The organism is Micromonospora sp. NPDC085948 (genome assembly GCF_040686315.1).
Taxonomy (GTDB): Bacteria; Actinomycetota; Actinomycetes; order Mycobacteriales; family Micromonosporaceae; genus Micromonospora.
In genome coordinates this window covers 1-11935 of the sequence record NZ_JBFBJW010000005.1, presented here as the reverse complement: position 1 = coordinate 11935, position 11935 = coordinate 1, and the positions used below count along the sequence as shown (strand labels likewise).

Annotated in this window: 13 protein-coding genes and 1 pseudogene; 9 read left to right on the top strand and 5 right to left on the bottom strand. The window is 72.0% G+C overall.

What is annotated here, in order from left to right; all coding sequences use genetic code 11:
• Positions 1–3 precede the first annotated feature (3 nt).
• Positions 4–636 (bottom strand): annotated as a pseudogene (locus AB0O48_RS15260) (GGDEF domain-containing protein); the annotation flags it as partial.
• A 266-nt stretch (positions 637–902) separates the two neighbouring features.
• Between AB0O48_RS15260 and AB0O48_RS15255 the strand changes: the two are divergent.
• From AB0O48_RS15255 to AB0O48_RS15220, 8 genes are all read left to right on the top strand, one after another.
• Positions 903–1142, top strand: coding sequence for a DUF397 domain-containing protein (locus AB0O48_RS15255; RefSeq protein ID WP_355031495.1), 240 nt, complete (start codon positions 903–905; stop codon positions 1140–1142).
• Between the two features lie 143 nt (positions 1143–1285).
• Positions 1286–2173, top strand: a complete 888-nt coding sequence (locus AB0O48_RS15250) for a helix-turn-helix transcriptional regulator (RefSeq protein ID WP_357239501.1) — start codon at positions 1286–1288, stop codon at positions 2171–2173.
• Positions 2174–2259: 86 nt separating this feature from the next.
• On the top strand, positions 2260–3120 hold the full coding sequence (locus AB0O48_RS15245; protein ID WP_357239498.1) for an SAM-dependent methyltransferase: 861 nt from the start codon (positions 2260–2262) through the stop codon (positions 3118–3120).
• A 182-nt stretch (positions 3121–3302) separates the two neighbouring features.
• Positions 3303–4367 (top strand): LacI family DNA-binding transcriptional regulator, encoded by a 1065-nt coding sequence (locus AB0O48_RS15240; RefSeq protein ID WP_365065958.1) that lies wholly within the window; start codon positions 3303–3305, stop codon positions 4365–4367.
• A 2-nt stretch (positions 4368–4369) separates the two neighbouring features.
• Positions 4370–4573 carry a hypothetical protein gene (locus AB0O48_RS15235; protein WP_357239492.1) on the top strand — a complete coding sequence of 68 codons (204 nt, stop codon included), beginning with the start codon at positions 4370–4372 and terminating at the stop codon, positions 4571–4573.
• A 98-nt stretch (positions 4574–4671) separates the two neighbouring features.
• Positions 4672–6126, top strand: coding sequence for a serine/threonine-protein kinase (locus tag AB0O48_RS15230; protein ID WP_357239489.1), 1455 nt, complete (start codon positions 4672–4674; stop codon positions 6124–6126).
• A 33-nt stretch (positions 6127–6159) separates the two neighbouring features.
• Positions 6160–6801, top strand: coding sequence for a histidine phosphatase family protein (locus AB0O48_RS15225; RefSeq protein WP_365065955.1), 642 nt, complete (start codon positions 6160–6162; stop codon positions 6799–6801).
• A 105-nt stretch (positions 6802–6906) separates the two neighbouring features.
• On the top strand, positions 6907–7782 hold the full coding sequence (locus AB0O48_RS15220; protein WP_365065952.1) for an alpha/beta hydrolase: 876 nt from the start codon (positions 6907–6909) through the stop codon (positions 7780–7782).
• Positions 7783–7791: 9 nt separating this feature from the next.
• Here the strand turns inward: AB0O48_RS15220 and AB0O48_RS15215 are convergent, their stop codons facing one another.
• The 4 genes from AB0O48_RS15215 to AB0O48_RS15200 all read right to left on the bottom strand — a co-directional run bounded on the left by AB0O48_RS15215 (position 7792) and on the right by AB0O48_RS15200 (position 10367).
• Positions 7792–8292: a DinB family protein gene (locus tag AB0O48_RS15215; protein WP_357239480.1), complete on the bottom strand. Its 501-nt coding sequence runs from the start codon at positions 8290–8292 to the stop codon at positions 7792–7794.
• A 45-nt stretch (positions 8293–8337) separates the two neighbouring features.
• A complete protein-coding gene (locus AB0O48_RS15210; RefSeq protein ID WP_357570264.1) occupies positions 8338–8778 on the bottom strand; it encodes a VOC family protein in 441 nt (146 codons plus the stop codon).
• Positions 8779–8817: 39 nt separating this feature from the next.
• On the bottom strand, positions 8818–9621 hold the full coding sequence (locus AB0O48_RS15205; protein WP_365065947.1) for an alpha/beta hydrolase: 804 nt from the start codon (positions 9619–9621) through the stop codon (positions 8818–8820).
• Positions 9622–9686: 65 nt separating this feature from the next.
• Complete coding sequence (locus tag AB0O48_RS15200; protein ID WP_365066676.1) at positions 9687–10367, bottom strand: carbon-nitrogen hydrolase family protein; 681 nt, start codon at positions 10365–10367, stop codon at positions 9687–9689.
• 100 nt (positions 10368–10467) lie between these two features.
• On the opposite strand from AB0O48_RS15200, the gene AB0O48_RS15195 reads away from it, so the two are divergent.
• Positions 10468–11262 (top strand): DedA family protein, encoded by a 795-nt coding sequence (locus tag AB0O48_RS15195; protein ID WP_357239469.1) that lies wholly within the window; start codon positions 10468–10470, stop codon positions 11260–11262.
• Positions 11263–11935 lie beyond the last annotated feature (673 nt).

Here is an 11935-nt window from a genome sequence, read left to right as displayed (position 1 = left end):
CGCGGCGCTCTCCACCAGTTGTCGGGGCGACCGGGCGCCGCCGAGGCTCTTCGCCTGGTACATGAGCGCGTCGGCACGGCTGAGCGCGTCGGTGAGCTGGGCCGGTCCGGTCACCGGGGCGAGCCCGACGGACGCGGTGACCCGGACGCTGCATCCGCTCAGCCGGATCGGCGCGGCGACTGTCTCACTGAGGCGGCGGGTGGCGTGCTCGATCCAGCGCCGGTCGACGGTGGGAGTGGAGAGCAGCCCGGCGAACTCGTCGCCGCCGAGGCGGGCGACGAGGTTGTCCCCGGCGAAGCCGGCGAGCCGCTCCGCCACGCTGATCAGCACCTGGTCGCCGGCGGCGTGCCCGTACTGGTCGTTGATCTGTTTGAAGTCGTTCAGGTCGAGGACCACGGCGATCAACGGCTCGCCGGCCGCGTCGGTGAGCAGGGTGGCCGCGAGGCGGTAGAAGGCGCGGCGGTTGGGCAGCCCGGTGAGGGGGTCGTGACTCGCGGCGTGCCGTTCGGCGGCCAGCTCGGCGTGGAGGTGCCCGATCTCGGTCTCGGCGCGCAACGCCCGCCGGCGTAGTTGCCAGGAGGAGAGCAGCGCACCAGCGGCACAGATGCCGGACGCGACACTCATCGGATCGGGCACGATCCCTCCCATCGCCTCGACCGCCTCCTGCCTCGGTCGACGCGGCGTGCCGCGTCGGGGCCACGTTTTGCCTGATGGTTGCCCCTGTGGGGGTAACTCAAAGTGAACGGATGGCCACCGGTCACGTGCGTTATCATGCTCGCCGTCCGGTGCAGATGCAATAGCAGATGCACGTGCATGACCGTCCACCGTCGATATGACACCCCTCTCGCCGTCACCGCTCCTCCCACGGCCACCGGCGGGCTCGTGAGCAGAAAGACGCCTCCATGCAGCAGCCACCCAATGGCGTACCGATCCACCAGTTGCCTCCGTTGAGCTGGCAGAAGAGCCGCCGCAGCAACCCCAGCGGCAACTGTGTCGAACTCGCCGAACTGCCCGAAGGGGCGGGCATCGCGGTCCGCAACTCGCGGCATCCCGAGGGGCCGGCACTGATCTACACGGTGGACGAGATCACCGCCTTCGTGCTCGGCGCGCGCGACGGCGACTTCGACCACCTCATCAACTGACCGTTCGCCAGTGGGAGCGTCCCGGCGACGGGACCGAAACACCGGTCCGGATGAGTTCACCTCACTGTCGGTCCATGGCATGCTTACTCGTCGGCCGGGCTGGGGTGTCTGGCCATCACGGGTTGGTGTCCGGAGGTCTGCACGTGACGATGGTTCCTGCCGAGGGTGGTCCGACGACCGGGCCGACGGTGCTCCGGATGCTGCTCGGCGCCCAGTTGCGCCGCCTGCGGGAGTCCAGCGGGGTGACCCGGGAGGGCGCCGGCTGGGAGATCCGCTCCTCCGAATCCAAGATCAGCCGTATGGAGCTGGGCCGGGTCGGTTTCAAGGAGCGTGACGTCTCCGACCTGCTGACGCTGTACGGCGTCACGGAGGAACACGAGCGTGACGCCCTGCTCAAGCTCGCGCGGGACGCCAACAGCCCCGGCTGGTGGCACCGCTACGGCGACGTGTTGCCGACCTGGTTCCAGTCGTACCTCGGCCTGGAGGCCGCGGCCGCACTGATCCGCAGCTACGAGGTGCAGTTCGTGCCCGGCCTCCTGCAGACCCGGGAGTACGCCAGGGCGGTCGTGCTGCTCGGACACGGCACGGCCGGGCCGGGCGAGATCGACCGACGCGTCGCCCTGCGGATGCAGCGTCAGCAGTTGCTGCACCGGGAGAGCCCGCCACAGTTCTGGGCCGTGGTGGACGAGGCGGCGCTGCGTCGGCCGATCGGTGGCCCCGAGGTCATGCGCGCCCAGCTCACCGCCCTCATCGAGGCGACCAAGTCACCGAACATCCGGCTCCAGGTCATCCCGTTCGCCGCAGGGGGTCACGCCGCCGCCGGGGGCGCCTTCACCATCCTGCGCTTCGGTGACCAGGAGCTGCCCGACATCGTCTACATCGAACAACTGACCAGCGCGATCTACCTCGACAAACGCGACGACCTGGACTACTACGCGGTGGCCATGGAACGGCTCTGTGTCGAGGCCGAGCCACCCGAGCGTACGGCGGAGATTCTCGGCCAACTGCTGGACGACCTCTATCCCGCCTGATCGTCGAGCGGGGCCACGGGGCCACCCGCCCTGGCACTACCATGGTCGACGAACGGCGACAGTGGACAGATCATGCGGGGGCTGCCTTGACCACAGATGCTGCGGGCACGACAGATGCTGCGGGCACGACGGCCGGGTCGCCGAGCGACCGGATCGACACCTCGGTGCCGCACCCGGCCCGCCGCTACAACTACTGGCTGGGCGGCAAGGACAACTTCCAGGCCGACCGGGAGTCCGGCGACGCGATAACCGCCGCCTTTCCGACCGTCCGCACCGCGGCCCTGGAAAACCGCCGCTTCCTGCAGCGGGCGGTGGGATACCTGGCCCGTGAGGCGGGCATCCGGCAGTTCCTCGACATCGGCACCGGCATCCCGACCGCCAACAACACCCACGAGGTCGCCCAGGCCATCGCTCCGGAAACCCGGGTGGTCTACGTGGACAACGACCCGATCGTGCTGGCCCACGCCCGCGCGCTGTTGAGCAGCTCGACGGCGGGCGCCACCGCCTACATCGACGCCGACCTGCGCGACCCGCAGCGGATCCTCGCGCACCCGGAGTTGAGCCGCACCATCGACCTGTCCCAGCCGGTCGCGCTCATGCTGGTCGCGGTCCTGCACTTCCTGCCCGACGAGGACGAGCCGTACGCGTTGGTGCGGCAGTTGCTCGACGCGCTGCCGGCCGGCAGCTACCTGGCCGCCTCGCACGGCACCCACGACTACCTTCCGCCGGCGGTCGCCGCGGACTTCCGGGCGAAGGCCCGAGAAGGTGGCCCGCACGGGCTGATCAACCTACGCGGCCGTGACGAGTTCGCCCGCTTCTTCGCCGATCTCGACATGGTCGAGCCGGGCATCACCTCGGTCGCCGAGTGGCGGGCGGAGAGCGAACCGCCGCCCCGTCCCTCGCCCGTCGAGGTGAGCGTGTTGGGCGCGGTCGCCCGCCTGTCCTGACCCGGCTGGCTCAACCCTGCGGCTGGCCGGACGGCTGCCGCTGAGCGACGTGGCGGCAGGACATCAGCGGCAGCCCTGAGAGGCACCGCCGACCTCCGAGTCGCATCCATGTATTGACCGACGCCGACTGGTCGAGCTAGTCTCTGTATCGATACAGACTGGATCGATACAGAGAGGTGCCGGTGAAGCCGACCCTGCAAGCCGTGGCCGACGCCGTGGGCGTCTCGCGCAGCACCGTGTCCAACGCCTACAGCCGCCCCGACCAGCTCTCCGCCACCCTGCGCGAGCGGATCCTGGACGCCGCCCGGCAACTCGGCTACCCCGGCCCCAACCCCACCGCCCGGTCCCTGCGCCGGGGCTTCGTCGGGTCGATCGGCGTGCTGTTCACCTCGCACCTGTCGTACGCCTTCACCGACCCGTTCGCGGTCCGCTTCCTCGCCGGGGTCGGCGTGGCCGCCGAGCGGCACGGCACCAGCATGCTGCTGGTGCCGCTGCCGCCGGCCGTGACCGACGCCCGGCGGGCGGTGGAGAACGCCGCGGTCGACGGATTCTGCGTCTACTGCGTGGCCGACGAGGAATGGGCGTTGGACGTGATCCGCGCCCGCGGACTGCCGTACGTCAGCACCGCCGCCCGCGACGACGCCGGCCCGGACGAGCGGTTCGTCGGCATCGACGAGCGTGCCGCGGCGCATGGCGTCGCCGCACACGTGGCCGGCCTCGGCCATCGCCGGGTGGCGCTGCTCGCCGATTCCGTCGTCCCCGACGCCCCCGCCGGCCCGCTGCGCCTGACCGGCGTGCACGAGGTGGGGCACCCCACCACCCGGGGCCGGCTCGCCGGATTCGCCGACGCGTTCGCCGAGGTCGGCGTCGAGTGGGCCGAGCTGACCCTGGTCAACGCCCCGGGCAACAGCCGCCAGGCGGCAGCCGCCGCCGTCGCCAGCCTGTTCGACTCACCGACGCCGCCGACCGCCGTGCTGGCCGGCTCGGACGTGCTGGCCCTCGGTGTGCTGGACGCCCTGGAGCAGCGGCCGGACGGCACCCGCTCGCCCGTCTCGGTGACCGGTTTCGACGATGTCCCCGAGGCCGCCGCCGCTGGCCTCACCACGGTCCGGCAGCCCGCCGAGGAGAAGGGCCGGATCGCCGCCGAACTCCTGCTCGACCCGCCCGCGGACGCCGCGGCCGGCCATGTGTTGTTGCCCACCGCACTCGTCGTCCGGACCTCCACCGGACCTGTCCCGAGGAGTTGACCATGGAACTTCCCACCGGATACGTCACCGCGCTCGACGCCATGAACCGGCACGTCAACTCGGCCCGACCGGATGCCCCGGTCCAGGTCGAACGCGTCCGTCCGGCCGTGCTCGCCCCGACCCGGCACGTCGTCGCCGTCGCCCTGCGCCGGCTCGCCGACCGCATCCAGCCGCGACCGCTGCCCGCCGCGCCGCGCTGCTCCTGACCCGACCGAAACTCATTCCGGTACGCACGGGACGAACAGTGTGGGTCCGGGCACGGAGGGTGGTCGAGTGAGGCTCGGCCAGGCAGACTGGTGAGGCCATGTCACCTTTCACGCCCACCCTCCGTCTCCACGACCGCTACGTGCTGCACGAGCGGATCGGGCTCGGTGGCATGTCCGAGGTGTGGCGGGCCGACGACGACGTGCTCGGCCGACCGGTCGCGATCAAGGTCCTTGCCGGGCAACTCGCCGCCGACCCGCAACTGCGGGCCACCATCCAACGCGAGGCCCGCGCGGCCGCCCGGCTGACCCACCCACACGTGACCCAGGTGTACGACTACGCCGAGGCGACACTGGCCGGCGGTGTCGTGGTCCCGTACCTGGTGATGGAACTCGTTGACGGTCACAACCTGGCCGACCGCCTGCGGGGCGGGCCGCTGCCCTGGCCGGAGGCGGTCCGGGTGGCCGGGCAGATCGCCGCCGCGCTCGCCGCCGCGCACCGCATCGGTGTCGTGCACCGCGACGTCAAGCCGGGCAACGTGATGCTCACGGACACCGGGGCCAAGGTGCTCGACTTCGGTATCGCCGCGCTCGGCGGGCTCGACGGCCAGTCCGGCGAGCCGTTGATGGGCACCCCCGCCTACTTCGCCCCGGAGCGGCTGACCGCCGGCCCGCCCGATCCGGCCAGCGACGTGTACGCCCTCGGGGCGCTGCTCTACCGCACCCTCACCGGCCAGGCGCCGCTGCCCGTGCAGAGCTGGGAGGACGCCCTCGAGGTGCACCGACGCGGCACTCCGGTGCCGCCGCTGCGGGTGTCCGGCCTGCCCGCCGACATCGCCGAGCTGACCCTCGCCTGCCTGGCCGCCAACCCCGCCGACCGGCCGAGTGCCGCGCACCTGGCGCGCCGCTTCGGCGCCGGCCAGCCGGTCGAGCCGCCCACCGAACTGCTGCGCGTCCGGCCGGTGGCGCACCCTCCCACCCTGATCGACCGCTCGGCGGCCCGCCCTGCCCCGGTCGCCGCCGCCCCGGCCCGCCGCCGGTCGCGTCGGCCCCTCGTCGTGCTGGTCGCCGCCGGCCTCGCCGTGCTGGTCGGCGTCGGTGCCCTGCTCGCCGAGGGTCCGTGGGGCACTCCGAGTGCGCCCACCTCGCCCCAGGTGGCCGCCGCCCCGCCGTCGTCCTCCGCTCCGAAGCCCGCACCCACGACGCACTCGCCGTCACCGGCGGCACCCTCCTCGCCCCGACCCAGCGCCAGCACCGCGCCCCCGACCACCGGGCAGGTGCCGGTCAGCTTTCGGGAGGTGACAAGCGAGTTCGCCGCCGTCCTCGCCGGGGCGGTCGCCCGCGGCGACGTCGACCCCAGGACCGCCGACGATCTGCGCGACGACCTCGACGACCTGAACCGGCGCACCAGGGACCGGGCCAAGCGGGTCGCCGAACTGCGCGAACACCTCTCCGAGCTGGTGGAACGCGACCGGCTGCCAGCGCAGACGGGCGCCCAACTGGACGCGCTGCTGACCCGGGCCAGCAGCTTCTCCATGGGCCGTACGGACGACTGATACCGCTGACGAACCCGCTGGCATGATGTGCCGATGCGGACACGTCTGATCTTCGTGCGACACGGCGAGTCGCTTCACCAGGTCGAAGGAATCGTGGGCGGGCCGCGTGGCTGCCGGGGCCTCACCGCCCTCGGCCACGAGCAGGCACACGACCTCGCCAACAGGCTCACCCGTGACGTTGCTGCCGACGGACCGGTGGCGGTCTACTCGTCCGTCCTGCGCCGAGCCGTCGAGACCGCGCAACCCATCGGCGCGGCGCTCGGCGTCCGACCGGTGGCCGACTGCGGTCTGTGCACCTGGCACACACCCCCGTACGCCGACGGTCTGCCGACCGCCCGCTTCCGCACCGAACACGCGGTGGCCGGTGGGGGTGTGTTCCGGCCGTTCGAGGAAGGCAACGAGAGCTGGGCCGAACTGGTGGTCCGGGTCAGCCGCGCGATCATGGAGATCGCGCATCGACACCGGGGCGGCACCGTGGTGCTGGTCGGCCACAGCGAGACCGTCGAGGGCGCTTTCCACGCGCTCGCCGCGCAGCCGATCTTCCGGGCGTTCGACCTGGACGTCGCCCCGGCCTCGATCACCGAATGGACCACCGATCACGACCCCGGCGGTTGGCCGCCGGCCCGGTGGACGCTGCGCCGCTTCGCTGACACCGGCGGGTGGGCCAAGGCGTGATCCAGCACCGCCGTGCCGGGGGAGGCGCGTGCCCTGGATGTCCTCCAGGACGCGCCGGCACGGCGTACTCGCCCACCGGTTTGCGCCGGCCGTAGTCTCACCGGCATGACGACAACGCAGACACACACCCTCGCCGTGCCCGGCGTCGACCTGGTCTACGACGTCCGCGGTCCGCTGCCGCCGTCCGGCGGGCACCCCGTGCTGCTCATGATCGGTCAACCGATGACGGCGGAGGGCTTCACCGCGCTCGCCCCGCACTTCACGGACCGTACCGTCGTCACCTACGACCCGCGCGGCCTCGGCCGCAGCGTCCGCACGGACGGCCGCACCGACCACACACCGCAGCAGCAGGCGGCCGACCTGCACCACCTGATCGAGGTGCTCGGCGCCGGTCCGGTCGACCTGTTCGCCAGCAGCGGCGGTGCGGTGACGGCCCTCGAACTCGTCGCGGCCTACCCGGGCGACGTCGTCACACTGGTGGCGCACGAGCCGCCGATCAACGCGGTGCTCCCCGACGCCTCGGCTGCCGAACGCGCTCGGGCCGACTTCTACCAGGCGTACCAGACGAAGGGCGCCGGTGCGGGCATGGCCGCTTTCATCGCGATGACGTCGTGGCAGGGCGAGTTCACCGACGCCTACTTCGCCCAGTCCGCCCCCGATCCGGCGATGTTCGGACTGTCCACCGAGGACGACGGCAGCCGCGACGACCCGCTGCTGTCGGACCTGTCCTGGGCGATCAGCGACTATCGTCCCGACGCGAGCCGGCTCACCTCGGCGCCGACCCGGATCGTGGTCGCCGTCGGCGAGGAGTCGGCCGGCACGTACACCGCGCGGACGGCCCTCGCCCTGGCGGCTCTGCTCGGCCAGGAGGCCGTGGTGTTCCCGAGTCACCACGGCGGCTTCCTCGGTGGCGAGTTCGGCTACGCGGGCAAGCCGGAGGAGTTCGCGGCACGGTTGCGGGAGGTGTTGGACGCCGGCTGACCGCCCGTACTACTCCTCGGCCAGGAGTTGCTCGCGCAGGATGTCGGCGTGCCCGCAGTGCTGGGCCAGCTCGCGCAGCACGTGCAGGTACACCCAGCGCAACGGCAGCGGACCGCGCCGGTTGCCGCGCAGGATGTCGTCCAGGCCCAGCGAGGACGTCGCGCGGCGGGAGGCAACGCACGCCTCGCGGTGTGCGCGCTGGATCGATGCGATCGTGTCGTCGTCGTCGAGGATGAACGACTCGTCCGGTGTGGCGGGGATGCCGATCTCGGCGCGGGACCGGCACGTGATGGCCTCGTCGAACCAGACCTTCTCCACGACGGTGGCGTGCTTCACCAGGCCCAGCAGCGTGGTCCGGGACGGCACCAGCGAGCGGCGCGCCTGCTCCTCGGTCAGCCCGTCCAGACAGCCGTTGAGCGCTCGGCGATGCTCGTCGATGAACGTCTCGATCTGCGTCCGCGCCGGCTGGTCGATGACATCGTCGGCGAAGGTCTCCGGTAAGGAAGTCACCCGCGGAGCATTCCAAGGTCAGGGTCGAGGCGCAAACACAGCCACTCAGCCAAAGGAGAGAAGAGCACCACGCTCGTCGAAGCGGGCCGTGCCCGCCCAGGCAATCTCCCAGCGGTTGCCCTCCGGGTCGGCGATGTAACCGGAGCGCCCACCCCAGGGCCGGCCGGTCGGCGCCGCCACCACCGTCGCACCCGCCTCGACGGCCGCGGCGAAGGCCGTGTCGACCTCGTCGCGGCTGTCGACGTTGCACGCCAGGGTGACGCCGGACCAACCTCCCGCCGGATCGGGCACGTCCGGCGCCGCCTCGGCGGCCAGCTCTGGCAACGGGAAGAGCGCGAACAGGACGCCACCGAGCAGGAAGGCCGCCCAGCCGTCGTCGCTGGCCGGCAGCTCGGGCCACCCCAGGGACCGGTAGAAGGACCGCAGCGCGCCGATGTCACGTGCTCCCAGCGTGACCACGGACAGGCGGGAGGGGACGGTGCTCATCAGCTGATCCTGCCCGAGGCGTACGACACCGGTCGTCGTTCAGTCGGGGCGGCCGGCGAAGTGCTCTGCAAGCACCGGCGCCAGCACCTCGTCCGAAACGCCGTGCCACTCACCGGGCAGCGTGCGGTGCCGCCCGGCGGGCAGCATCTCGGCCACCCCTCGCGCCCAGCCGCGCAGCCGTGCGTCGCTCTGCTCACTGTCGAGCACCATCGTCGGGATCGTGAGCGTGGTCAGTGCCCCGGCCGGCAGGGCCGTGAGCAGGGTGAGGTCGTAGACCAGAGTGTGTGCCAGGGCTTGCAGGGCCGGCCAACCCGGCCTCTCGCGCATGCCGTCGATCATCTCCGCCGGCACTCCGATGCTGCGCTGGAAGTGCAGCACCGCGTCGCCGCGCCGCCCGTCGGCTACCAACCTGGTGATGTCCGCGGCCAGGTCCGGCTCGTCGGGCGACTGCTCCCGCTGCTCGAACGGCGGCTCCAGCACGGCCAGCCGGGTGACCGGCAGGCCACCGGTCGCGGCGAGCAACGCCAGCACCGCGCCGGAGGAGAAGCCGTACAGGGCGGCAGACCCGCCGGCCGCGTCGTCGATCAGAGCCCGCAGATCCTCGACCTCCCGCTGCGGGGCATACGGCGAGGTGTCGGTGCTCTGCCCCCGGCCCCGCCGGTCATAGGTCAGCACGGTGAACTCCTTGGCCAGGTGAGCGGCCAGTGACCTCATCGGACCCATTTCGCGGAATCCGCCCGCCGCGTCCACCAGGATCACCGGCGGGCCGGTGCCGCTGCGCTCGTACGCGATGCTGGTGCCGTCCGCCGAGCGGACCGTGCCGGTCATCACGGCCTCGCCCATGGGGCCTCCTCGTGTCGATGACGTGGCCCCCACGGTAGGCGGTGGGTCCGACGTCGGCGGCCCGTTCAACCGAGGCTCGCGCCGACCGACTCTCCCGGCTCGGTGCCCGCGCGCGCGACGACCTCGCCCTCCGGCGTCCACACCCCGGACCGTCCGGCCGCCTCGGTGAAACCACCGCCGGTCGAGCCGGCGAAACTCGCCACCGCCACCCAGACCCGATGCGCGGTGGCGATCCGGTGCGCCCGCTGGTCCATCACGGCGGCGTCGCGTGCGGACTCCGCGACACCCGCCGCGTAGACGTCGATCCCGAGCGCCGCGGTCCGCTCCGCGTGCGCGGTGACGCCGGTGTCCTTGCAGACCGCCAACCCCACCCGCCAGCCGTCCACATCGAGCACGGCCGGCGCGTCGCCCGGCCGGAACCGGCGGGCCTCGGCGGCACCCAGGCACATCTTCCGGTACGCCAGTGTCACCCCGGCGCCGGTCACCGCCAGCACCGCGATGTGGTCGCCGGCGACCGGTGCGCCGGCCAGGGCCAACGTGCCCGTCTCGGCGCACGCCTCGACCAGAGGCGCCAACCGCGGGTCGTCGACCGGCATGACCGGCGCCTCCAACTCGTACCCCGTCAGGGACAGTTCGGGAAAGACCACCACCCGGGCATCCGCCGCGCGGACCGCGGCGGCGTGCGTCCGCGCGTTCTGCGCGACATCCAGGGGTACGCACAGCGGCTGCGCCACCGCGAGCCGCAGCGGGGTGCGGTTTTCCCCACCTCCACCGGTGTGGTCGATTCGCGCAGCCGGGCGGTCAACCGCATGGTCGGCTCTCAGGTTTACTTCGTACGGTGGGCGCATGATTCGAACGTCCCACGCCCTGCTCGCCACCGGAACCCCCACCGCCGCAGCGGAACCACCGCAGGGCGGCCTCGTCGGTTACGTCAGTGACCTGGTGGAACGACTCGGTGGGCCGGGCGCCGGTCTGGCGGTGGCGCTGGAGAACCTGTTCCCGCCGATCCCCAGCGAGGTGATCCTGCCGCTGGCCGGGTTCGTCGCGGCGCAGGGCCGGATGAGTCTGGTCGGTGCGATCTTCTGGACCACGCTGGGCTCGGCGGTGGGCGCGCTGGCGCTCTACCTGGTCGGCGCAGCGCTGGGCCGCGACCGGATGCGCGCCATCGTGGCCCGGCTGCCGCTGGTGAAGCTCAGCGACGTGGACCGGACCGAGGCGTGGTTCCTCCGGCACGGTGTCAAGGCGGTCTTCTTCGGCCGGATGATCCCGATCTTCCGGAGCCTGATCTCCATCCCGGCCGGGGTGGAGCGCATGCCGGTGGGCACGTTCCTGCTCTACACCACGCTGGGCAGCCTGATCTGGAACACCACATTCGTCCTCGCCGGTTATCTGCTCGGCGACAACTGGCACCTCGTCGAGGGGTACGCGAGCACACTCCAGAAAGTGGTGATCGTGGTTTGCGTGGCGGTGGCCGCCTGGTTCGTCGGGTCCCGCGTGCTGCGCGCCCGCCGTGCCGCCCGCAACCCCGAACCGGCCGGTCCCGGTGCCCCCGCGAGTGACGAGGCGGTCCTCGGAGTGCCTGATCCGGGTGGGCGCGGCACTCTGTACCGAAGCGGTTCGTGGACCTCGAACGCGCGCTGACCCAGCCCGCCGCGATCGGTGCCGTCTCGCACCCTCCGGCGTACAAGATGCTCAACGTTGGGCTTCATATCCCTTGGCCGCGGTTTGGCCGATTCCTGGCTGATCATCGCTAAGTGGGGCGTTCGGTCGGGTGCGCCGGACATGCTCGGGTTGAATGTCCGCTTATGGGTGGTATCTGGCTGTGGTCGGGCGCACCGGTGGGCCGGAATGCTGGCCGGGGCGGCGTCGTTACATACCCTGACGATCGCAGGACCACCGCCCCGCCGCCCCCGCCTCCGGGGGTGGGAATGCGGGACCCGGTCGGGTCGTTGTAGTCCCCACGAACGACCGCGGGCACCGCCTTCACGTGGGTGCCGATGGATGGGCCGCCCCCCGGAATGACCCTGGCCCGCCGGTCGTTACATCTGGACCCCGGCGCCCCGAGCCTCCGCTCGGCAGGTCGCCGACGCCGACGCCCGACAGGGTGTCACCCCTCAGACTTCCCCCTTGTGAACGTGCAGCGCCGGACGAGGTGCTCACACCCTGCCGCCGTTCCCCCCTTTTGGCGGTCGGGGTGTTTCCTACCCCCGAAGGAGCTACCCCATGAACACGATCATGCGTAAGAGTGTCCTGTCCGTTGCTGGTCTGGCGTTCGCCGGTGGTGTGTTCGCCGGTCCGATCGCCGCCCACGCCG